Annotated in this window: 19 protein-coding genes; 9 read left to right on the plus strand and 10 right to left on the minus strand. The window is 68.6% G+C overall.

Going from position 1 to position 22,868, the window contains the following annotated elements; genetic code table 11:
- Positions 1-106: 106 nt before the first annotated feature.
- Positions 107-604 (plus strand): LppU/SCO3897 family protein, encoded by a 498-nt coding sequence (locus tag QF030_RS21585; protein WP_307164297.1) that lies wholly within the window; start codon positions 107-109, stop codon positions 602-604.
- Positions 605-716: 112 nt separating this feature from the next.
- On the opposite strand, the gene QF030_RS21590 is transcribed toward QF030_RS21585, so the two are convergent.
- On the minus strand, positions 717-2,183 hold the full coding sequence (locus tag QF030_RS21590) for a CCA tRNA nucleotidyltransferase (RefSeq protein WP_307164298.1): 1,467 nt from the start codon (positions 2,181-2,183) through the stop codon (positions 717-719).
- A 257-nt stretch (positions 2,184-2,440) separates the two neighbouring features.
- On the opposite strand from QF030_RS21590, the gene QF030_RS21595 reads away from it, so the two are divergent.
- The 7 genes from QF030_RS21595 (at position 2,441) to trxA (ending at position 12,223) form a co-directional block, all read left to right on the plus strand.
- Complete coding sequence (locus QF030_RS21595) at positions 2,441-4,873, plus strand: DUF6049 family protein (protein ID WP_307164299.1); 2,433 nt, start codon at positions 2,441-2,443, stop codon at positions 4,871-4,873.
- Positions 4,874-4,917: 44 nt separating this feature from the next.
- Positions 4,918-7,191, plus strand: coding sequence for a murein biosynthesis integral membrane protein MurJ (gene murJ, locus QF030_RS21600; protein WP_307164300.1), 2,274 nt, complete (start codon positions 4,918-4,920; stop codon positions 7,189-7,191).
- A gap of 138 nt (positions 7,192-7,329) precedes the next feature.
- Positions 7,330-9,045: a protein kinase family protein gene (locus QF030_RS21605; protein ID WP_307164301.1), complete on the plus strand. Its 1,716-nt coding sequence runs from the start codon at positions 7,330-7,332 to the stop codon at positions 9,043-9,045.
- A gap of 27 nt (positions 9,046-9,072) precedes the next feature.
- Entirely contained in the window at positions 9,073-9,798 is a 726-nt protein-coding gene (gene sigM, locus QF030_RS21610; protein WP_307164302.1) for an RNA polymerase sigma factor SigM, read from the plus strand.
- The gene (locus tag QF030_RS21615) at positions 9,795-10,703 is read left to right on the plus strand and encodes a hypothetical protein (RefSeq protein ID WP_307164303.1); all 909 of its coding nucleotides are present in this window, start codon (positions 9,795-9,797) and stop codon (positions 10,701-10,703) included. Before sigM ends, QF030_RS21615 begins: the two co-directional genes overlap by 4 nt.
- Before the next feature lie 177 nt (positions 10,704-10,880).
- A complete protein-coding gene (trxB, locus tag QF030_RS21620; RefSeq protein ID WP_307164304.1) occupies positions 10,881-11,849 on the plus strand; it encodes a thioredoxin-disulfide reductase in 969 nt (322 codons plus the stop codon).
- A gap of 41 nt (positions 11,850-11,890) precedes the next feature.
- Entirely contained in the window at positions 11,891-12,223 is a 333-nt protein-coding gene (gene trxA / locus QF030_RS21625; protein WP_062644855.1) for a thioredoxin, read from the plus strand.
- A 94-nt stretch (positions 12,224-12,317) separates the two neighbouring features.
- Here the strand turns inward: trxA and QF030_RS21630 are convergent, their stop codons facing one another.
- From QF030_RS21630 to rpmH, 9 genes are all read right to left on the minus strand, one after another.
- A complete protein-coding gene (locus QF030_RS21630; RefSeq protein ID WP_054242119.1) occupies positions 12,318-12,935 on the minus strand; it encodes a GNAT family N-acetyltransferase in 618 nt (205 codons plus the stop codon).
- A 327-nt stretch (positions 12,936-13,262) separates the two neighbouring features.
- On the minus strand, positions 13,263-14,363 hold the full coding sequence (locus QF030_RS21635; protein ID WP_307164305.1) for a ParB/RepB/Spo0J family partition protein: 1,101 nt from the start codon (positions 14,361-14,363) through the stop codon (positions 13,263-13,265).
- Positions 14,360-15,433, minus strand: coding sequence for an AAA family ATPase (locus tag QF030_RS21640; RefSeq protein ID WP_307167645.1), 1,074 nt, complete (start codon positions 15,431-15,433; stop codon positions 14,360-14,362). The genes QF030_RS21635 and QF030_RS21640 overlap by 4 nt, the downstream gene beginning before the upstream one ends.
- 250 nt (positions 15,434-15,683) lie before the next feature.
- Positions 15,684-16,400 (minus strand): 16S rRNA (guanine(527)-N(7))-methyltransferase RsmG, encoded by a 717-nt coding sequence (gene rsmG / locus QF030_RS21645; protein ID WP_307164306.1) that lies wholly within the window; start codon positions 16,398-16,400, stop codon positions 15,684-15,686.
- Positions 16,401-16,518: 118 nt separating this feature from the next.
- On the minus strand, positions 16,519-17,031 hold the full coding sequence (locus QF030_RS21650) for a Jag family protein (RefSeq protein WP_307164307.1): 513 nt from the start codon (positions 17,029-17,031) through the stop codon (positions 16,519-16,521).
- A gap of 15 nt (positions 17,032-17,046) precedes the next feature.
- The gene (gene yidC / locus QF030_RS21655) at positions 17,047-18,333 is read right to left on the minus strand and encodes a membrane protein insertase YidC (protein ID WP_307164308.1); all 1,287 of its coding nucleotides are present in this window, start codon (positions 18,331-18,333) and stop codon (positions 17,047-17,049) included.
- Positions 18,334-18,336: 3 nt separating this feature from the next.
- Complete coding sequence (gene yidD / locus QF030_RS21660; protein WP_307164309.1) at positions 18,337-18,696, minus strand: membrane protein insertion efficiency factor YidD; 360 nt, start codon at positions 18,694-18,696, stop codon at positions 18,337-18,339.
- Positions 18,693-19,064, minus strand: a complete 372-nt coding sequence (gene rnpA, locus QF030_RS21665; protein WP_078615780.1) for a ribonuclease P protein component — start codon at positions 19,062-19,064, stop codon at positions 18,693-18,695. The genes yidD and rnpA overlap by 4 nt, the downstream gene beginning before the upstream one ends.
- Before the next feature lie 21 nt (positions 19,065-19,085).
- Complete coding sequence (gene rpmH / locus QF030_RS21670; protein WP_020130646.1) at positions 19,086-19,223, minus strand: 50S ribosomal protein L34; 138 nt, start codon at positions 19,221-19,223, stop codon at positions 19,086-19,088.
- A 375-nt stretch (positions 19,224-19,598) separates the two neighbouring features.
- Between rpmH and dnaA the strand changes: the two genes are divergently transcribed.
- Positions 19,599-21,611 carry a chromosomal replication initiator protein DnaA gene (gene dnaA, locus QF030_RS21675; protein ID WP_307164310.1) on the plus strand — a complete coding sequence of 671 codons (2,013 nt, stop codon included), beginning with the start codon at positions 19,599-19,601 and terminating at the stop codon, positions 21,609-21,611.
- Positions 21,612-22,868 lie beyond the last annotated feature (1,257 nt).

Genomic DNA, 22,868 nt, shown 5'->3' on the forward strand with positions numbered 1-22,868 from the left:
ACTCCCCTTCGGCTACGGGGTTGTCAGTGGGGCCCGGTAACTTACGTGCGTCTTACTTCGCGAGTGATTTCGCGCCACACGTCTAAGTTTTCTAGGGGGACCCCAAGTGTCGACTCCGCCGCCCCAGGGCCAGAACCCGTTCGCGCAGCAGGGCCAGCAGCCCTACGGCCAGCCCCAGGGCCAGGCGCCGTACCCGCCGCAGCCCGGCTACCCGCAGCCGGGCGCCGCTCCCTACGGTGCGGTCCCGCCGGAGCAGCCCCGCCGCAAGGTCGGCTTCAAGCTGATCAAGAACGTCGTCATCGTTCTCGCGGTCATCGGCGTGGGCATCGGCGTCTACATATCCAACAAGGATGACGCCAACACGGCGGCGGTCGGCGACTGCATGCACCGCGGCAGCAGCAGCGACGACAATCCCGACCTCGAGGTCGTCAAGTGCGACTCCTCGCAGGCTCAGTACATCGTGCTGGCGAAGATCAAGGGTACGTACACGCAGGTCACGGCCGACAGCAAGTGCGCAGAGCAGGCCAAGGACTACCAGTACCAGTACACCGAGACCGGTGGCAGCAGTAACTTCCTGCTCTGCCTGAAGGACTACAAGAAGTAGGGCAGTTGCAGTCAGGGGCGGTGTTTCACGTGAAACACCGCCCCTTCGCATGTGCGCCTGTCGTGTCGCGGGGGTCATGTTTCACGTGAAACATGACCCCCGTTTCACAGAGTCAGTCCTGTGCGGACCACCACTCCTTGAGCGCCGCCACCGCCGCGTCGTACTCCATCGGTCCATGCTCCAGGCGCAGTTCCAACAGGTGCTTGTACGCCTTCCCGATGGCAGGCCCGGGGCCGACCCCCAGGATCTCCATGATCTGGTTGCCGTCCAGGTCGGGGCGGATCGCGTCCAGCTCTTCCCGCTCCTTCAGCTGGACGATGCGCTCCTCCAGCCCGTCATACGCACGCGAGAGCGCAGCCGCCCTGCGCTTGTTCCGCGTCGTGCAGTCCGAGCGGGTCAGCTTGTGCAGGCGGTCGAGGAGCGGTCCGGCGTCCCGCACATAGCGACGCACCGCGGAGTCCGTCCACTCGCCGGTGCCGTACCCGTGGAAGCGCAGGTGGAGTTCGACCAGCCGGGAGACGTCCTTCACCAACTCGTTGGAGTACTTCAGCGCCGTCATGCGCTTCTTCGTCATCTTCATTCCGACCACCTCGTGGTGGTGGAACGAGACGCGGCCGTCGTTCTCGAAGCGCCGGGTGCGCGGCTTGCCGATGTCGTGCAGCAGCGCGGCCAGCCGCAGCGTGAGGTCGGGGCCGTTCTCCTCCAGGGCGATGGCCTGCTCGAGGACGATCAGGGTGTGCTCGTAGACGTCCTTGTGCCGGTGGTGCTCGTCGCTCTCCAGCCGCAGGGCGGGCAGCTCGGGCAGCACATGGTCGGCGATGCCGGTGTCGACCAGCAGCGCCAGCCCCTTGCGCGGGTGTGCGGACAGGATCAGCTTGTTCAGCTCGTCCCGTACCCGCTCGGCCGAGACGATCTCGATGCGGCCGGCCATCTCCTTCATCGCCGTGACCACCTCGGGGTCGACCTCGAAGTCGAGCTGGGCGGCGAAGCGGGCGGCGCGCATCATCCGCAGGGGGTCGTCCGAGAAGGACTCCTCCGGCGTGCCCGGGGTGCGCAGCACGCGGGCCGCGAGGTCCTCGAGGCCACCGTGCGGGTCGATGAACTCCTTCTCGGGAAGCGCCACGGCCATGGCGTTCACGGTGAAGTCCCGACGGACGAGGTCCTGCTCGATGGAGTCGCCGTACGACACCTCGGGCTTGCGCGAGGTGCGGTCGTAGGCCTCGGACCGGTAGGTGGTGACCTCGATCTGGAAGCATCGATCAACGTCTCCGACGCGGGCGTCCTTCTGGACCCCGACGGTGCCGAACGCGATCCCGACCTCCCACACGGCGTCCGCCCATGGCCGGACGATCTTCAGGACGTCCTCGGGTCGCGCGTCCGTGGTGAAGTCCAGATCGTTGCCGAGCCGGCCGAGCAGCGCGTCCCGGACCGAGCCGCCGACCAGGGCGAGAGAGAACCCGGCCTCCTGGAAGCGGCGGGCTAGGTCATCGGCGACAGGGGCGACCCGCAGCAGTTCACTGACCGCGCGATGCTGCACCTGGCTCAGGACGCTGAGATTGTCTTCGTTGGCGTTCGGCACAACAGAAGAGGGTACGTGGCCCGGCCGATCGGGGGCGCCCCGATTTAGAGTGCGCGGACATCATCTCTGTTAGCCGGGCAGGACGGCCCTTAACGCATAGACCTCCTGTTCTCCTCATACCCGCCGATAGCGGACGATCCGACCGGCTTCCACGATCTTGTGGAGCAGTCCGCGGCACTTCCCCTCAGCGCGCATCGTTACGATGCGTGGACGCACATTCCGACGACCACTGACGACGACGAGGGACGGGCGAACGCGTGGCCGAGGCGGCAGACTTTCCGGGGATGACTCCCTCACCTGCCCGCCGGTGGCTGCGGCGCACCGGCACACTGCTCGCCGGGGCGCCCCTGCTGGCCGGTCTGCTCCAGCTGCCCGCCGCCCCCGCGCAGGCCGCCGGCCAGGCGTCCGCAAAGGAGGCCTCCGACGCCGGCACCGTGGCTGTCACCGTCGACTCCCTCAGCCCCGCCGCTCCCACCGACGGGGACACCCTGACGGTCTCCGGCACGGTCACGAACAACGGCAAGCAGGCGGTCACCGACGCCCACGTGGGTCTGGGAGTGGGATCCGCGCTCACCACCCGCTCGGCGATCGACAGTGCCGCCAAGCGCGCGGACGCCCTCTCCGGCGACGACGGCTCCGAGGTGGGCGGCAAATACGTCGCCGAGTTCGCCAAGCTCACACCGGGCGTCTCCGAGCACTTCAGCATCTCCGTCCCGGTCGGCAAGCTCGACCTGGACGACGACGGCGTCTACCCGCTCGGTGTCTCCCTCTCGGGTGAGACGGCCGCGCAGCCGTGGGAGCGGGTGCTGGGCGTCCAGCGGACCTTTCTGCCGTGGCAGCCCGACGAGGCGGACGCCCCCACCAGGACGACGGTGCTGTGGCCGCTGGTCTCCAGCGTCCACATGTCGGCGGAGACCGGTTCGAACGCCCAGCAGACGCCGGTCTTCCTCAACGACGACCTGGCCAAGGAGCTCTCTCCCGGCGGCCGCCTGGAGCAGCTTCTGAGCCTGGGCAAGGAGCTGGACGTCACCTGGGTGATCGACCCGGACCTGCTGGCGTCCGTCGACGCCATGACCGGCACCTACCGCGTCCGGGGCGACGGGGACACCACCACGGCCGGCACCCACCAGGCGGTCGCCAAGCAGTGGCTCCACGAGCTCCAGAACGCGGTGCTCGGCAAGGAGGTCGTGGCGCTGCCGTTCGCCGATCCCGACCTGGCCTCGCTCGCCCACAACGGCACCGGTGTCGCCGGCTCGCTGAGCCAGCTCAAGGCGGCCACCGACGTCGCCGCCACCACCGTGGAGACCGTGCTCCATGTGACCCCGAACACGGACTTCGCCTGGCCGGTGGACGGCGCCGTCGACCCGTCGATCGTCAAGGTCGCCACCTCGGCGGGCGCCGACAAGGTCATCGCGCGCGGCGACAGCCTGACGGAGAACGGCGATCTCACCTACACCCCGTCCGCGGCCCGGCCCATCGGCGGCGGCACCACGGCGGTGGTCGCGGACGCCCGGCTGTCGACGGCGTTCCAGGGCGATCTGACGAATGCGTCCACCTCCACGCTCGCGGTGCAGGAGTTCCTCGCCCAGAGCCTGGCCCTGAACCTTCAGACCGGCAAGCAGCGCAGTGTCGTCGTCGCCCCGCAGCGCATGCCGACCACGACCCAGGCCCGGGCGCTGGCGGAGGCCGTCACCACGCTCCAGGGCGGCACCTGGTCGCAGTCGCAGCAGCTCGCGGCGGCCGCCAAGGCCAAACCCGACCCGGACGCCACGACGAAGGTGCCGTCGAGGTCGGCGTACCCGTCCTCGCTGCGCAAGCAGGAGCTGCCCCGTTCGGCCTTCGAGCAGATCGCGTACACGCAGGACAAGCTCGACAACTTCAAGGTGATCCTCGCCAACGAGGCGCGGGTGGTGACCCCCTTCGGGCGGGCCATAAACCGGGAGATGTCCACGTCCTGGCGGGGCCGGAACACCGCCGCGAGTTCGTTCCGCCAGGGCGTGCAGGCCTATCTCGACACCCTCACCGGCCAGGTCAAGCTGATCGACAAGTCGGAGACCAAGCTCTCCGGCCGAAGCGCCACGATCCCGGTGACCGTGCAGAACAACCTGGTGCAGGGCGTCGACCATCTGGTCCTCCGGCTCACCTCCAAGAACCCGACCCGCCTCGAGATCTCCGACGAGGCCTACGCCGAGCAGCGCGTGACGGTCTCCGGCGGGCACACCACGACGGTGAAGTTCACCACGTCCGCCAAGGTCAACGGCCAGACGACGGTGGTCGCCCAGCTGTACACCGAGGACGGCCAGAAGTACGGCGAAGAGGTCGCCTTCGACGTGCGGGTCACCGAGATCACCGCCACGGTGATGCTGGTCATCGGCGGCGGCGTCCTGCTGCTCGTGCTGGCCGGCTTCCGCATGTACACCCAGCGCAAGCGTGCCGCGGCCCGGGAAGCCGAAGAGTCCGACGCGACCGACGAGGACGGCGAGGACGGCGAGGACGGTCCGGACGAGGCGGGTGAGGCGGGCCAGCCCGCCGACGGCCCGGAGAACGCCGGGAACCACACGAACCGTCCCGAGAAGAAGTCCGGCGGCCGAGCGGGAACAGCCGACCCGGAGCAGCCGAGTGACGAGACACCGGACACCGCAGTGGAAAGCACAGACCCGTCCGGCACGGGTGAGAGAGTGGACCGTTGAGGATGTCGTGGCCGGTCGGCCCGGGACGATGAGGTGGGGTAACCATGAACGCGCCGTACGACGGTGACCGCGGCCAGGCCGCGGGCGGCTCGGGCCACCCCGAGGGCCCGCCGCCCGAGCATGGCCAGGTGCCGCCGCAGCACCCCGCGGACATGTACCTCCAGGACGCCTACGACCAGGACCCCTACCGGTCCCAGGACCTCACCGCGCAGGACCCGGTCGCCGAGGCGCTCTATGACCGTGCCGCGCACCCCCCGCCGCCGCCGGGCATGCAGCAGCCGCAGCAGCCGCTCTACGGACGGCCCCCGCAGTCTCCGTACGCCCCCGACCCGCGGGTATGGGCCCAGACCCCGGCGCCCGAGCCGGAGGGCCCCACCCAGTACCTGCCCTACGGCGACGACCCCCGTACGACGCAGTTCGTGGGCGTGGACGACCTGGTGACGCACTCCGGCGAGGAGCAGCACCAGCCCGACGCCTTCGCCCACCTCTTCCGGGACCAGCAACAGGCCGGCGCCCGCTCCGCGGACTCGCCGTCGGTGCCCGGCCCGACGCCCGCTCCCGGGGGACAGGGAGCGGTTCCGGCGTACCAGGCCCCGATGGATGCCTCGTCCGCGTCCGACCAGACCATGAACCTCACCGCCACGCCGGCCGCGCCCCCCGCCGCGGCCGCCCCTGCCGCGAAGAAGGGCGGACGCGCCGGCGGCCTGCTGAAGTCCAGCGCCGTCATGGCGGCGGGCACGATGGTGTCCCGCCTCACCGGCTTCGTCCGCTCCGCGCTGATCGTCTCGGCGCTGGGTGTCGGTCTGCTCGGCGACACCTTCCAGGTCGCCTACCAGCTGCCCACGATGATCTACATCCTGACCGTCGGCGGCGGCCTCAACTCGGTCTTCGTTCCGCAACTCGTGCGCGCCATGAAGGAGGACGAGGACGGCGGCGAGGCGTACGCCAACCGCCTGCTCACGCTGGTCATGGTGGCGCTCGGCCTGCTCACGGTCGCAGCGGTCTTCGCGGCGCCCGTCCTGATCCGCCTCCTGTCCGACTCGGTCGCCAGCAACCCGGCGGCCAACGAGGTCGGCGTCACCTTCGTCCGCTACTTCCTGCCCTCGATCTTCTTCATGGGCGTCCACGTGGTGATGGGACAGATCCTCAACGCGCGCGGCAAGTTCGGCGCGATGATGTGGACGCCGGTCCTGAACAACATCGTCATCATCGTGACGCTGGGCATGTTCATCTGGGTCTACGGCACCTCCGCCGACTCCGGCATGAAGGTCACGACCATCCCGCCGGAGGGTGAGCGGCTCCTCGGCATCGGAATCCTGCTCGGCCTGGTCGTGCAGGCGCTCGCCATGATCCCGTACCTGCGGGAGACCGGGTTCCGACTGCGACTGCGCTTCGACTGGAAGGGCCACGGCCTCGGCAAGGCGGCGACCCTCGCCAAGTGGACCGTGCTGTTCGTGCTGGCCAACCAGGCGGGCGCGCTCGTCGTCACCCAGCTGTCCACGTCCGCGGGCAAGGACTCGCCGGTCGACGGCACCGGCTTCTCGGCGTACGCCAACGCCCAGCTGATCTGGGGACTGCCCCAGGCCATCATCACCGTCTCCCTGATGGCCGCGCTGCTGCCCCGCATCTCCCGCTCGGCGGCCGAGGGCGACGCCGGCGCGGTCCGCGACGACATCTCGCAGGGTCTGCGCACCACGGCCGTCGCGATTGTCCCGATCGCCTTCGGCTTCCTCGCACTCGGCATCCCGATGTGCACGCTGATCTTCGGTTCCTCCGGCACCAGCGAAGCCACGAACATGGGCTTCATGCTGATGGCCTTCGGCCTCGGTCTGATCCCCTACTCCGTGCAGTACGTCGTCCTGCGCGCCTTCTACGCCTACGAGGACACCCGGACTCCCTTCTACAACACGGTCATCGTGGCCGCGGTCAACGCGAGCGCGTCGGCGCTCTGTTACTTCGTTCTGCCCGCCCGCTGGGCCGTAGTCGGCATGGCGGCCTCCTACGGCCTGGCGTACGCGATCGGCGTCGGCGTCGCCTGGAACAGGCTGCGCAAGCGGCTCGGCGGTGACCTCGACGGCTCCCATGTCCTGCGGACCTACGCCCGCCTGTGCATCGCCTCCGTTCCGGCCGCCCTGATCAGTGGCGTGGCCTGCTACGGCATCGGTCACAGCCTGGGCCAGGGGGTCCTGGGTTCCTTCGCCGCGCTGCTGGCCGGCGGGATCCTGTTGCTCGGCATCTTCTTCGTCGCCGCCCGCCGCATGCGCATCGAGGAGCTCAATTCACTCGTCGGCATGGTCCGCGGACGCCTGGGGCGCTGAGACACGGGGTAGGCGCACAACCATCGTCCACCGCCGTGTGTCGTGCATAGCGTCGGACTGTGGGCACAATTGGGTTCGGCGTCGGACGGCGCGCACGAAGCCGGACGGCGCGCACTGAATGGGGAGGCAGGAACGACGGTGGCAGAACGGAGCACAGCTGCCGTCGACGTGGCAGACAACAGCGGTGACAAGCCGCTGACCGCACAAGCGGACCAGTCCACGGCCGACGGGGTGGTCACGAACCGGGAGCAGGACACGGACAGCGACGAGGCACAGGGGAGCGGCGGGGCGGAGCGTCCCGGGAAGGCCTCACCGCCGGAACTGCACAGCGGTCACAAGCTCGCCAGACGCTATCGCCTCGAAGAGTGCGTCACCCGTCTGGACGGTTTCAGCAGTTGGCGTGCGGTCGACGAGAAACTCCGTCGTGCCGTCGGCGTCCACATCCTGCCCGCGGACCACACCCGGGCCCGTTCGGTGCTGGCAGCGGCCCGCTCCTCGGCCCTGCTCGGAGATCCCCGCTTCGTCCAAGTACTGGACGCCGTCGAGGAGAACGACCTCGTCTACGTGGTCCATGAGTGGTTGCCCGACGCCACCGAGCTGACCGCGTTGCTCGCGGCCGGCCCGCTGGAGCCGCACGACGCCTACCAGATGGTGAGTCAGATCGCCTCCGCCATGGCCGCCGCCCACCGCGAAGGCCTGGCGCATCTGCGTCTGAACCCCAACGCCGTTCTGCGTACCTCCTCGGGTCAGTGGCGCATCCGCGGCCTCGCGGTGAATGCCGCCCTGCGCGGTGTCACCACCGACAAGCCTCAGCGCACCGACACCGAGGCGATCGGCGCCTTGCTCTACGCGGCGCTGACCCAACGCTGGCCGTACGAGAACGACGCCTACGGCCTCTCGGGGCTGCCCAAGGACATCGGGCTGATCGCCCCCGACCAGGTGCGCGCAGGCGTTCACCGGGGCCTGTCGGAGCTGTCGATGCGCGCCCTCGTCAACGACGGTGCGACCGCCTCCCGGCACGAGGCTGCCTGCGCGACGCCGGAGGAGCTGGTGAAGGCCATCGGTGAGATGCCCCGCATCCGCCCGCCGGAGCCCGCCTTCACCGCCCCGCCCGAATACCAGCGCACGACGTACCAGCAGGGCACCTACGGCCGTCCCGCGCCGCACCCGGGTGTCACCCAGCAGGTGCCGACGGCCCCGCCCCCGCTGCAGAGTCGCACCGGCAAGGCGCTGAAGTGGGCGGTCTCCGCCCTCCTCATCGCCGCCCTCGGTCTGGGCAGCTGGCAACTGGCGGACGCTCTGATGGACCAGAGCCAGTCCGACGACACGAACCAGACGCAGACGACCGAGGACGGCGACAAGAACAGCGCGGCGCCCAAGCCGGTCACGACGCTCAAGATCCACGATGCCGCCGAGTACTACCCGGACGGCAAGCCCCAGCACCCCGAGGACGCGAAGCTCACCTACGACGACGACAGCTCCACGTACTGGCGGTCGTACTCCTTCGACGGCGGGCCCGTGCTCGCGCCGTTCAAGAAGGGGGTGGGCATCGTCTACGACCTCGGCTCCGCGAAGAGCGTCTCGGTAGCCTCGATAGGGCTTCACTACAGCGGTTCCTACACCGCCGTGAGCCTCTACGCGGCCGATTCGCTCTCGTCGTCGGCGCCCCTCACGTCCATGACGAAGATCGCCGGCGCTCAGACGTCCGGGCAGGAGCTGAAGATCTCCGCCAAGACACCGGTGAAGACCCGGTACGTCCTCGTATGGATCACCGCCGCGCCGCGCTCCGGGCAGGATGAGTACAGTCGCGAGGGCTACAAGCAGGCCATCACCGACGTGAAGTTCACGGGCTGACGTCTCACCGAAGGGGGAGGGGGTCCGATGGCGGAAGGCGCCGGATACGACGGAGCGAGCGACCAGGACCTCCTCACCCGCCACGTAGAGGGCGACCACGAAGCCTTCGGCGAGCTGGTACGGCGTCACCGCGACCGACTCTGGGCGGTGGCCCTGCGCACGCTGGGGGACCGCGAGGAGGCCGCTGACGCCGTCCAGGACGCCCTCGTGTCCGCCTATCGGGCCGCCCACACCTTCCGCGGCCAGTCCGCCGTCACGACCTGGCTGCACCGCATCACGGTGAACGCCTGCCTGGACCGTGCCCGCAAAGCGGCTTCCCGTAAGACCTCCCCGGTCGACGACACCGAGCGGCTGGAGCAGCTGCTCGAGCCACACGAGCCCGCGTCCGCCCCGGCCGAACGCAACGACCTGCATCGCCAGCTCCTCGAAGCGCTCGGCACTCTCCCTCCCGACCAGCGAGCCGCCCTCGTCCTCGTGGACATGCAGGGCTACCCGGTCGCCGAGGCTGCCCGCGTGCTCGACGTGCCGACCGGCACGGTGAAGAGCCGCTGCGCCCGAGGACGAGCAAGACTGCTGCCGCTCCTCACCCATCTGCGACCGGACTCCCTCGGCGGCGAGAGAGAAAAGGGCACAGGACGGAACCGGGTGCAGGGGACATCCGTCCCACCGGCAGCGGAACCTCGGGACGAGGAGCCGGGCAACGCCGGGACAGGCGATTCAGCTGCTGTGAAGGGCGGAGGTGGACGAGCGTGACCTCGACGAAGGACACGACCGGGCACCCGGACGTCGCGGAGATCTCCGACCTCACCGAGGGACTGCTCGCTCCCTCCCGGAGCGGCGATGTGCGGCGACATCTGGAAGCCTGCGAGCTCTGCGCGGATGTCCATGCGTCGCTCGAGGAGATCCGCGGCCTTCTCGGCACCCTCCCCGGCCCACCGCGCATGCCGGACGATGTCGCCCACCGCATCGATGCGGCACTCGCCGCCGAAGCGCTGCTGAACTCCACGGCGCCGGAGAACGCGGACGCCTCGCCAACGGCCGATGCACTCACGAGCGACGCCGACGCGCTCCATGTTTCACGTGAAACAACGACAGCGACGGACCGGCCCGCCGGGCGCGCCCACGCCACCACCGGCCCTGGGCGTAAGGAGCGTCGGCGGGGCGGCCGCCGCAAGATCGCTGTCCTCGGGGCGGTCCTCACCGCCGCGGCACTGGGGCTCGGCTCAGTCCTGGTGTCGTCGCTCACGGACGGCGGGGGGCCGGGTACTTCGGCTCATCAGTCGGCCGGCCCCGACACCTTCTTCGCGAGCGGGCTGGAGGGTCGGGTCACCGATCTCCTCGCCAAGACCACCGACACCCGGGGCTCACACAGCCTGGGCATTCAAGAGTCCGGCGTCGCATCCCCCAGTGGCGGACCACCCCAGCTCTTCCGGCAGCCCGTGGTGCCCTCGTGCGTCCAGCAGGGCATCGGACGCAGCGATGCGGCGCTCGCCGTAGAGGAAGGCACGTACCAGGGGACGGACGCTCTTCTGGTCGTGCTGCCGGACACGTCCGACAGTACGCGGATCGACGCCTACGTCATGGACAAGACGTGTGTGGATCATCCGGCCTCGAGTCCGGCGAAGGTCTTGCTGACGCGCTCCTACCCACGTCACTGACGGGCGACGACCCCTCTCGCTGTCGCGTCGTATGCCCCTGACATTCCCTACGGTGGCGTCCCTCCGTGTGCCCGGACACACCGGGAATGCACGCCCCTTAGGATCCGTTGGGTGGGGTGAGAGTCCAAGTAGCTCCCACCGCTCAACCGATGCAGTCCAGAGACGAGGAAACAAGCCGTGAGCGACGTCCGTAACGTGATCATCATCGGCTCCGGGCCCGCCGGCTACACCGCGGCGCTGTACACCGCGCGCGCGTCGCTGAAGCCGCTCGTGTTCGAAGGAGCCGTCACCGCGGGCGGCGCTCTGATGAACACCACCGAGGTGGAGAACTTCCCCGGCTTCCAGGACGGCATCATGGGCCCGGAGCTCATGGACAACATGCGCGCCCAGGCCGAGCGCTTCGGCGCCGAGCTGATCCCCGACGACATCGTCTCCGTCGACCTCACGGGTGAGATCAAGACCGTCACGGACACCGCGGGCACGATCCACCGTGCCAAGGCCGTCATCGTGACCACGGGCTCCCAGCACCGCAAGCTCGGCCTGCCGAACGAGGACGCCCTCTCGGGTCGCGGTGTCTCCTGGTGCGCCACCTGTGACGGGTTCTTCTTCAAGGACCAGGACATCGCCGTGATCGGCGGTGGCGACACCGCGATGGAGGAGGCCACCTTCCTCTCCCGGTTCGCCAAGTCCGTGACGATCGTCCACCGCCGGGACACCCTGCGCGCCTCCAAGGCGATGCAGGAGCGTGCCTTCGCCGACCCCAAGATCAAGTTCGTCTGGGACAGCGAGGTCGCCGAGATCCAGGGTGACCCGAAGCTGGCCGGGCTGAAGCTGCGCAACCTCAAGACGGGCGAACTCTCCGACCTCCCGGTGACCGGCCTGTTCATCGCGATCGGCCACGACCCGCGTACCGAGCTCTTCAAGGGGCAGCTCGACCTGGACGAGGAGGGCTACCTGAAGGTCGCCGCGCCCTCCACTCGGACGAACATGACCGGTGTCTTCGGCGCCGGCGACGTGGTCGACCACACCTACCGCCAGGCGATCACCGCGGCCGGCACCGGCTGCTCCGCCGCTCTCGACGCCGAGCGCTACCTCGCCGCCCTCGCCGACGAGGAGCAGGCCGAGCCCGAGAAGACCGCCGTCTGACCCTCTCCCCGCCCCACCGCCCAAGAATTAAGGAGCCCCCTGTGGCCGGCACCCTGAAGAATGTGACCGACGCCGACTTCGAAGAGGTCGTCCTCAAGAGCGACAAGCCCGTCCTGGTGGACTTCTGGGCCGCGTGGTGCGGGCCGTGCCGTCAGATCGCCCCTTCGCTCGAGGCCATCGCCGCCGAGCACGGCGACAAGATCGAGGTCGTCAAGCTCAACATCGACGAGAACCCGGGGACGGCCGCCAAGTACGGCGTCATGTCCATCCCGACGCTGAACGTGTACCAGGGCGGCGAGGTCGCCAAGACCATCGTCGGTGCCAAGCCGAAGGCCGCGCTCGTCCGCGACCTGGAGACCTTCATCTCCGAGTGACGACGCACTGAGCCGTCCCACCGACGGCCGATGTTTCACGTGAAACACCAATGGGCCGGCCCACAAGGGCTGGCCCATTGCCTTGCCTGAGGCGTCAGAGCGGGCGCAGCGCCGGCTCCTTCTGGACCGCCCCCAGCAACCGGTCGAGCGCCATCTCCACGTCCTCCTTCCAGGAGAGGGTGGTCCGCAGCTCCAGCCTCATCCGAGGGTGAGCGGGATGAGGACGCACCGTCTTGAAGCCCACCGCCAGCAGATGGTCGGCCGGGAGCACACAGGCCGGCTCTTTCCAGCGTGCGTCGCCGAATGCCTCGATCGCTTTGAAGCCCCGCCGCAGGAGATCCTTGGCGACCGTCTGAACCATCACACGGCCCAGCCCCTGCCCCTGGTAGCCCGGCATGATGAACGCGGTCATCAACTGCACGGCATCCGGCGATACAGGGCTCGTGGGGAACGCCGTGGAGCGGGGAACGTAGGCGGGCGGCGCGTAGAGCACGAACCCCACGGGAACGTCATCCACATAGACGACCCGGCCGCACGATCCCCAGTCCAGCAGGACAGCGGAGATCCAGGACTCCTTCTCCAGAGCGGGCGTGCCCGCCCTTACCGCGGCCGCACTGCTGACGGGGTCCAGCTCCCAGAAGACACACGCCCGACAGCGTTTGGGAAGGTCTTGAAGGTTGTCCAGCGTGAGCGGTACGAGCCGACGCCCCATGAAGGCTGTTCCTCGCTTCCTTCGCTCGCGGCGTCGCGAGCGGCTGTCAGAGCGCTGCGTTCCCTGAGCAGGCTGCCGACGAAGCCGCCGACCGCGCCCAGTCCCAGTCCGGCGCTCACCAGTCCGGTCCGGCTCATCGTTCGCATGGCCCTCGCCTCCTGCTCCGAGGTACTGCCAGGTGGATGCGCCACAACCCCCTCGCATCGTATCCACGATGCGATTCCATCGATAATGCCTGAAAGGAAGAAGCGAGCCGTGTTCCGGTACACACCGGACACGGCTCGCTCACCGGTCCCCCGTCCGGCACACGCTCGGCCGGGCAGCGGCTCAGTCTTCCGGCTCCTCGGCGTCGCCCTCCACGAGGCCCTTCTGCAGGACGGGGCCTTCGCCGGGCGCCAGCGAGTCGAGGATCCGCTCCAGGTCTTCCATGGAGGCGAACTCGACGGTGATCTTGCCCTTCTTCTGCCCCAGGTCGACCTTCACCCGGGTTTCGAAGCGGTCAGAGAGCCGAGTCGCGAGGTCGGTCAGCGCCGGGGAAACCCGGCCGCCGGCCCTCGGCCCCTTGGCACGCTGAGCCGTCTGCGGACGCGAGCCCATGAGGGTGACGATCTCCTCGACGGCTCGTACCGAGAGTCCCTCGGCCACGATGCGGTGGGCCAGCCGGTCCTGCTCCTCCGAGTCATCGACCGAGAGAAGCGCCCGGGCATGACCGGCGGAGAGCACCCCGGCCGCGACCCGTCGCTGGACCGCCGACGAGAGCTTGAGCAGACGCAGTGTGTTGGAGACCTGCGGACGGGATCGACCGATGCGGTCCGCCAGCTGGTCATGCGTGCAGTTGAAGTCCTTCAGCAGCTGGTCGTAGGCGGCAGCCTCTTCCAGCGGGTTCAGCTGGGCCCGGTGAAGGTTCTCCAGAAGGGCGTCCAGGAGAAGCTTCTCGTCGTCCGTGGCCCGGACGATCGCGGGGATCGCCTCCAGGCCGGCCTCGCGGCAGGCCCGGAAGCGCCGCTCGCCCATGATGAGCTCGTAGCGGGCGGGGCCCAGCTGACGTACGACGACCGGCTGGAGCAGACCGACCTCCTTGATGGAGGTGATGAGCTCGTGCAGCGCGTCCTCGTCGAAGACCTCACGAGGCTGACGCGGGTTGGGCGCGATGTGGTCGAGGGGGATCTCGGCGAAGTGTGCGCCAATGGGCGGCGCGGGCATCTCCACGGAGCCGTTCGTCGACAAATCCTCCGTTTCACGTGAAACAGGCAGCAGCGCGGCCACCTTCGCCGCGGCGACCCCGCGGTCGGTCGTCAGAACCGGCACGGCTGCGGGGGACATGGATCCTCCGCCTCCCAGCGCGGCCTGCGCCGGTGTCTTCTCCGTCGGGGCAGCCGGGATCAGTGCGCCAAGTCCGCGGCCCAGCCCCCTCCGTCGCTCACTCACTGAATGCCCTCCACCATGTTCGGGTTGTTCTGGGCGCCGATATGGGCGTGTGTCGCGTCATAGCTGACGCCAACACCCCTCAGCGCCAACTCTCGTGCTGCCTCAAGGTAGGAGAGAGCACCGCTCGATCCCGGATCGTAGGTCAGCACCGTCTGTCCGTAGCTCGGCGCCTCGGAGATACGGACGGAGCGGGGAATGCTCGTCCGCAGCACCTCCTCGACGAAGTGGGTGCGCACCTCCTCCGCGACCTGCGACGCGAGGCGCGTCCGGCCGTCGTACATGGTGAGCAGAATGGTCGACACATGCAGGGTGGGGTTGAGGTGCCCCCGCACCAGGTCGACGTTGCGCAGCAACTGCCCCAGACCCTCCAGCGCGTAGTACTCGCACTGGATCGGAATGAGGACCTCGGCACCGGCCACCATCGCGTTGACCGTCAGCAGGCCGAGAGACGGCGGGCAGTCGATAAGGATGTAGTCCAGCGGCTGCTCGTAAGCCTGGATCGCCCGCTGAAGGCGGCTCTCGCGTGCCACCAGGGACACCAACTCGATCTCCGCGCCGGCGAGATCGATCGTGGCGGGAGCGCAGAAGAGGCCTTCTACATCGGGGACAGGCTGCACGACTTCCGCGAGCGGACGACTGTCGACCAGCACGTCATAGATGGATGGAACCTCGGCATGGTGGTCGATACCCAGGGCGGTGGACGCGTTGCCCTGGGGGTCGAGGTCGACCACCAGGACCCGGCCACCGTGCAGGGCCAGAGACGCGGCAAGATTGACGGTCGTCGTCGTCTTGCCCACCCCGCCCTTCTGGTTGGCGACGACGATCACACGGGTCTGCTCAGGACGCGGCAGGCCCTCGCCGGCCCGGCCCAGAGCCTCTACCGCGAGTTGGGCAGCACGACCGATCGGGGTGTCGTCCATCGGGGGCGGTGTTTCACGTGAAACATCCTCCCCGTAGGACTCGGTACGGGGACCGGGGACCGGATCGGTCATCGGTCCCGCGATGTTGGCGTCGGACCGCAAGGATTCACTCTCCTCGACTTCAGGCTCGCAATGAACAGAGCCTCCCATGCCTTCGGGGTCATGAACCAGTGAGGCCTGTTGTTCTGTGGAGAAATCCACCTCTGTGGACAACTCCCGTCCCTCATCGAGTGAACCGAGAGGCTTACGGTCGCGGGGTTCGGCTGCGGCGCGGCCGCGGCTGATGATGCCGTGGAGCAGAGAGCGACGTTTCACGTGAAACACGATGCACAGCGCCGACGGCCGGACCCCTCGCGACACTCCGTGATGCGTGGGTTTGGCAGCTTGTGTGGAGTACGTCTCAGCGCCGTCGGCGCGTGCGACTGGTCCTAGCCGCCTTGGCACGTTTGGCGGCGAACCTCACACCGCCCGGGCTCTCCCCTACCTCGACCCGTACCACCGTGGACAGCGGATCCACCACGCCCTCACCGACCTGCAGGATCGAGGTGCCTACGGCTCCGAGCTTGCTCAGAGCCGTGGAGGCGCTCTTCAGCTCCTCTTCGGCGGTGTCTCCCTTGAGGGCCAGCATCTCGCCGTAGGGACGCAGCAGCGGGATGCCCCAGGTGGCCAGACGATCCAGCGGCGCCACGGCGCGGGCGGTCACCACATGCACCGGCGGCATCGTTCCCATGACCTCCTCGGCACGGCCACGCGCGACCGTCACATGGTCGAGGCCAAGGAGCTCGACGACTTCGGTGAGGAAGTTGGTCCGTCGCAGGAGCGGCTCCAGCAGGGTGATCTTCAGATCCTCCCGCACGAGTGCCAGGGGAATGCCGGGCAGGCCGGCACCCGAACCGACGTCACAGACGGTCACACCCTCGGGCACCACCTCGGAGAGCACCGCGCAGTTCAACATGTGCCGCTCCCAGAGGCGGGGCACCTCGCGTGGACCGATGAGCCCACGCTGCACACCCGCCTCGGCCAGGAGCTCGGCGTATCGGACCGCATCACCGAAGCGATCACCGAATACCTCTCGTGCCACCTCAGGCGCAGGCGGGAGCTCCGCTGCCTCCGTCACGGGGACCGTCCTTCCGTACCGCATCAGCGCTTCGAGCGCCGACCACCAGAACTACCGGGCTGACAAAGATCGGCCCCGTCTGCGCAACAGACGGGGCCGGAGACACGTACGTACCGAATCAGTTGGGCAGGACGACGACGAAGCGCTGCGGCTCCTCGCCCTCGGACTCGCTCCGCAGGCCCGCGACCTTGACCGCGTCGTGGACGACCTTGCGCTCGAAGGGTGTCATCGGCCTCAGCTTCACCGGCTCACCGCTGTTCTTCGCGTCCGCCGCTGCCTTGGCACCCAGCTCGGAGAGCTCGGTGCGCTTCTGGGCACGGTAGCCCGCGATGTCCAGCATCAACCGGCTGCGGTCGCCGGTCTCCCGGTGCACGGCCAGGCGCGTGAGTTCCTGGAGCGCCTCCAACACCTCACCGTCCCGGCCGACCAGCTTCGACAGGTCACGAGTGCCCTCATCGCTGATGATCGACACAGAGGCGCGGTCGGCCTCGACGTCCATGTCGATGTCGCCGTCGAGATCGGCGATGTCCAGCAGACCCTCGAGGTAGTCCGCCGCGATCTCGCCCTCCTGCTCCAGGCGGGACAGGGTGTCTGCACCCTCGGCGGCGGCGGAGGTGGTGCCTTCCGTCACGGGATGAGCTCCTTCTTACTTCTTGGACGGGGACTTGGGGCGCTGCGGGCCGCCCTTGCGCTGCCCGGACTGGGCCTTGCTGCGACCTCCGCCACCGGACTTGGGAGCGGCCGGCTTGGCGGCCGTGTCAGCGGCTCCGGAGGCCTTGGTGTCCTCCGGCTCGTCGGACTTGCTCAGCGAGATCGTCTCGCCGGCACCCTTCGCCGGGGCCGCGGACTGGCGCTGCGACTTCGACTGCCGCTTGGGCTGCTGCCGCCTGGCGGCGGCCGCACTCGTCGGCGTGCCGTCCTCGGCCTGGACCGCGGCCTGGGCCTCGCTCTTGATCACCGTGCCGTCCGCCTGGGCGGCGAAGCCCACCTTGGTCAGACCGTTGATGAACTTGCGCTCGGCGTCGTTGCGGTCACGGCCCTTGGCCACGATGGCCTTGACGATGGCCCGCTCGCCGCGGCTGCGGGTCTTGCCGTGGTGCGTGACGTGCTTGTACAGGCGCTCCAGGTAAGCGGCCTGAGCCTTGGAACCCGGCGTCGGGTTGTTGCGGATCACGTACATCTGCTGGCCCATGGTCCACACGTTGGTGGTCAGCCAGTAGACGAGGACACCGACGGGGAAGTTGATGCCGAAGACGGCGAACATGACCGGGAAGACGTACATCAGCATCTTCTGCTGCTGCATGAACGGCGTCTTCACCGAGGTGTCGACGTTCTTCGTCATGAGCTGACGCTGCGTGAAGAACTGCGACGCCGACATCATGACGATCATGATCGCCGTGACGATACGGACGTTGGTCAGCGAGGCGTCGAACGGCACCAGGTCCGAGGCGCTGTCCGTGAACTTCGCGGCCAGCGGGGCGCCGAAGATGTGCGCCTTCTGCGCGCTCGCCAGGAGGCTCTCGTTGATCACGCCAATGGTGTCACCGTTGGCGATGCCGTTGAGCACGTGGTAGAGGGCGAAGAAGAAGGGCGACTGCGCCAGGATGGGAAGGCACGAGGAGAGCGGGTTGGTGCCCGTCTCCTTGTACAGCTTCATCATCTCTTCGGACTGGCGCTGCTTGTCGTTCTTGTAGCGCTCCTGGATCTTCTTCATCTCGGGCTGCAGCGTCTGCATGGCCCGCGTCGCCTTGATCTGCTTCACAAAGAGCGGGATCAGGCAGATCCGGATCAGAATCACCAGGGACACGATGGACAGGCCCCAGGCCCACCCGGTGTCGGGGCCGAAGATGGCGCCGTACACCCTGTGGAACTGGACGATGACCCAGGAGACAGGTGTCGTGATGAAGCTGAAGAGGCTGGCAATCGTGTCCACTAATCATGCTCCTTGGGCATGGGACGGTGTCTCTGCGGCCGGGCTCGAAGGAGAAGGAAGGTTCTCTTCGGTGGCCGTTTCGGCGGCGGAGGGCCCGCCCCTGCGTGTACGCCAGGCGTCACGCAACATTTCGTGCCACCGCGGGCGCTTGCGCGGCGGAACATGGTCCACGCCGCCGAGCGACCACGGATTGCACCGCAGGATCCGCCAGGCGGTAAGTGCCGTTCCCTTGATCGCGCCGTGCCGGTCGATGGCCGTGTAGCCGTAGTGGGAGCACGACGGGTAGTACTTGCACACCGGCCCGAGCAACGGACTGATCGTCCACTGGTAGAGCTTGATCAGAGCCAGCAGCGGGTACTTCATCGCGCGCCCCCTCCCAGTAGCCGTTGAAGGGCGGCATCCAGGTCTTGGGCCAGCTGTGCGTGGTCGGCGTCGCCCGCCCCGGGCAACGCCCGTACGACTACCAGGCTACCGGGGGGAAACAGGGTGACTCGGTCGCGCATCAGATGACGCAGTCTGCGCTTCACCTTGTTGCGCACCACCGCGCCGCCCACAGCCTTGCTCACGACGAAACCCGCACGCGTCGGGGGAGCGCTCTCCCCAGGCGCGTGCGGGTCCGTGGCACCGCTTCGAAGATGAACCACGAGGGTCGGGCGACCGGCCCGACGACCCCGTCGTACAGCGGTCGCGAAGTCCTCGCGCCGCCTCAGCCGATGCTCGGTAGGCAGCACGACGTCATGACCTGATCAGGCTCAGGCGGACAGGTTGGTGCGACCCTTGCTGCGGCGGTTCGCGAGAATCGCGCGACCGGCACGGGTGCGCATCCGCAGGCGGAAGCCGTGGGTCTTGGCACGACGACGGTTGTTCGGCTGGAAGGTGCGCTTGCTCACTCGGGGGCTCCAGAAATCAATCGGTGGTGGCGGGGTGCCGTCCTGGCTGTCACCGTGCGCCCACGAGGTAGCTCGCGGTTAAACGCCCGAGTGCACCGCTTCCCGATCACCTGACGTGATCTGTGCCCATCGGAGGCAGGCGGCAGCAGCCATCGACAACTCGACCTGGTTACGGTACGCGCGGCTGCGCCATTCGGTCAAACCGGCGGTCACGAGAGACACTGTCCACAGGCTGGGGACAACAACTTGAACCGCACCCGTCGCCCTGACTACCGTGGCTGGACTCCGATTCGGTCCTTTGTCCCCGCCCCGCCGATATGAATCCCGACCGTCCCACAACCACACGTTCGTGGGACCCACGAGAGAGCGTGCCCTGTGGCTGACGTGCCTGCCGATCTTGCCGCAGTGTGGCCACGAGTACTGGAGCAGCTCCTCGGGGAGGGCCGCGGCCAGGGTGTCGAGGGGAAGGACGAGCACTGGATCCGGCGCTGCCAGCCGCTGGCGCTGGTCGCCGACACCGCCCTGCTCGCCGTGCCGAACGAGTTCGCGAAGGGCGTCCTCGAAGGGCGCCTCGCCCCGGTCGTCAGCGAGACGCTGAGCCGCGAGTGCGGCCGGCCGATCCGCATCGCGATCACCGTCGACGATTCCGCCGGCGAGCCTCCGACCCCGCCGGCACCGCCGACGCAGCAGCAGTCGCGCTACGAGGAGTCGGAGCTCCCCGCCGGTCCCTACGACGGTCAGGACAACCGGTACGAGGGTCAGGACAACCGGTACGACGGCGGCTACGACAAGCCGTACGAAAGCCAGTACGAGGGCTACGGCCGGCACCGTGCCGAGCAGCTGCCCCCGACGCCCGGCGACCAGCTCCCCGGCTCGCGCCCGGACCAGTTGCCCACCGCACGGCCCGCGTACCCGTCGGAGTACCAGCGCCCCGAGCCGGGCGCCTGGCCGCGACCGCAGCAGGACGAGCACAGCTGGCAGCAGCAGCGGCTCGGCTTCCCGGAGCGGGACCCCTACGCCTCCCCCTCGTCGCAGGACACGTACGGCGGGTCCTCGAACCAGGCCCCGTACGGCGCCCCGTCGCAGCAGGACCCCTACGGCTCCCCGTCGCAGGACTACCGTCCCCAGTCGATGGAGCGGCCGCCGTACGATCCCTCGCCGTACGGGCAGAAGCGCTCGGAGTACGAGCCGTCGCGCTCCGACTACGACCAGCGCGACAGCGGACGGCGTGAGCTGTCCGACCCGTCGGCCGGTCCCGGTCACCCGCACCGCGGTGGCCCGGCCGGCCCCGGCCAGTCCGGCCCGCCCGGGCAGTCGGCCAAGCAGTCCTCGCCGACGCCCGGCCCCGGTGAGCCGACCGCCCGCCTGAACCCGAAGTACCTCTTCGACACGTTCGTCATCGGCGCGTCCAACCGCTTCGCGCACGCGGCCGCCGTCGCCGTCGCCGAGGCACCCGCGAAGGCCTACAACCCGCTGTTCATCTACGGGGAGTCGGGCCTGGGCAAAACGCACCTGCTGCACGCCATCGGGCACTACGCGCGGAGCCTCTACCCGGGCACGCGTGTGCGGTACGTGAGCTCCGAGGAGTTCACCAACGAGTTCATCAACTCGATCCGCGACGGCAAGGGCGACAGCTTCCGCAAGCGGTACCGCGAGATGGACATCCTGCTCGTCGACGACATCCAGTTCCTCGCGGACAAGGAGTCGACGCAGGAGGAGTTCTTCCACACCTTCAACACGCTCCACAACGCGAACAAGCAGATCGTGCTGTCCAGCGACCGGCCGCCGAAGCAGCTGGTCACGCTGGAGGACCGGCTGCGGAACCGTTTCGAGTGGGGCCTGATCACCGATGTGCAGCCGCCCGAGCTGGAGACGCGGATCGCCATCCTCCGCAAGAAGGCGGTCCAGGAGCAGCTGAACGCGCCGCCGGAGGTGCTGGAGTTCATCGCGTCCCGGATCTCACGCAACATCCGCGAGCTGGAGGGCGCGCTGATCCGGGTGACGGCGTTCGCGTCGCTCAACCGGCAGCCGGTGGACCTGGGCCTGACGGAGATCGTGCTGAAGGACCTCATCCCCGGCGGCGAGGACTCCGCCCCGGAGATCACCTCGACGGCCATCATGGGCGCCACCGCCGACTATTTCGGTCTGACGGTGGAGGACCTGTGCGGCACCTCGCGCGGGCGCGCCCTGGTGACGGCCCGCCAGATCGCCATGTACCTGTGCCGCGAGCTGACGGACCTTTCGTTGCCGAAGATCGGCGCGCTGTTCGGTGGGCGTGACCATACGACGGTCATGCACGCGGACCGCAAGATCCGCAATCTGATGGCCGAGCGGCGCTCCATCTACAACCAGGTCACCGAGCTGACCAACCGCATCAAGAACGGCTGACGGCACCGCACAGCGCGCACGGACGTCACTGAGGGCGCCCCTGGAGGCAGAACTCCAGGGGCGCCTTCCGCCGCTCCGGGCCCGGGCAGGGGCGGGCAGGAGGCGGGCAGGGGCCGAGCGCCGGGCGGGCACGGGCGGAACGCGGGGCGGACGCGAACCGAGCGCGGGGCGGACAGGGGCGGAACGCGCGGCGGGCACTGCGGAACGCGGGGCGGGTAGTGGGCGGGCAGGGGCCGGACGCACAGGGCGAGCACGGGCCGGGCACGCGCGCCGTCGGCGGCCGCTCCCGAGCCGTTCGCGTGCTTGATCAAGGCCCTGTCCGATGCCAAGCCGAGGCCGATCCATGCCGATCCCAGGCCGGTCTCGACCCCCATCCACCCCGTCCCGGGCCCATCCGCACCGATCCGAGGCCGATCCCCGGGCCCATCCGCATCGATCCAAGGCCGATCCCAGGCCGGTCCAAGGCCGATCCCCGCCCCGGCCCAAGCCGACACGAAAGCGGATCCGACGCTAATGACAGGCCGGTCCGGGGCCGATCCGGGGCGGAACCGGGGCGGAACCGAGGCCGATCCGGGGCGGAACCCGCGCCGAACCGCCTCCGCCGACCGTCGTCCACTGCTCACCCGGTGTTCGATTACCGGCCGGGTTACGGCCACTCTCCACAGATTCGGTGACTTTCTCTCGTCCACACCCTGGGGACCGGGAAGTTGTCCAGACTGTGTCCACAGGCGCTCCCGGTGCGGGACCATTGGACCAGGTCACCTGGCTGTGGATTCGTGGACGAAGGATTTCCACAGCCTGTGGACAAAGAAATGATCCACAGGCTGTGCACGGAGTTGTCCACCGGCAACCCACAGGCTGAGGCCGGTTGTCCCCAGCGATCACCGGCTTCTCCACATGTCTGTCCACTGTTCGGCAACCTGGCGCGCCTCCTCACCGAGTCGAGTGAAAGGCGTCACACGAAGGTGCCGGGTCGGCCTGTGGGAAAGCCGGGTAAACCTGGGGACGCCGCTGGGGACAACTCGCCTCCGCCTGTGCACGGAGTGTGCAGAACTTTCTGTTCTCCACAGAAGGCCCTAGTTGTCCACCGCCTCCGCCCACAGGCCCGGTGGACAAAATCTTGCCTCTGAGCTGGGAAAACGAGGTTATCCACCGTTTCCACAGCCCCTACTACTACTCCCGACTAGAGAGAGCGAGAAATCCGTTTAGAAGGGGGTCCTGTGCACAACTCGCTCCTCGGTGCCCGGCTGCCCCTCG

The sequence above is a fragment of the Streptomyces rishiriensis genome (assembly GCF_030815485.1).
GTDB classification, from domain to species: domain Bacteria; phylum Actinomycetota; class Actinomycetes; order Streptomycetales; family Streptomycetaceae; genus Streptomyces; species Streptomyces rishiriensis_A.

Coding starts and splice junctions, on each gene's coding strand:
- sigM (WP_307164302.1), top strand. CDS start 9,073: ATGGCGGAAGGCGCCGGATACGACGGAGCGAGCGACCAGGACCTCCTC.
- yidD (WP_307164309.1), bottom strand. CDS start 18,696: ATGAAGTACCCGCTGCTGGCTCTGATCAAGCTCTACCAGTGGACGATC.
- QF030_RS21640 (WP_307167645.1), bottom strand. CDS start 15,433: ATGGGAGGCTCTGTTCATTGCGAGCCTGAAGTCGAGGAGAGTGAATCC.
- QF030_RS21630 (WP_054242119.1), bottom strand. CDS start 12,935: ATGGGGCGTCGGCTCGTACCGCTCACGCTGGACAACCTTCAAGACCTT.
- murJ (WP_307164300.1), top strand. CDS start 4,918: ATGAACGCGCCGTACGACGGTGACCGCGGCCAGGCCGCGGGCGGCTCG.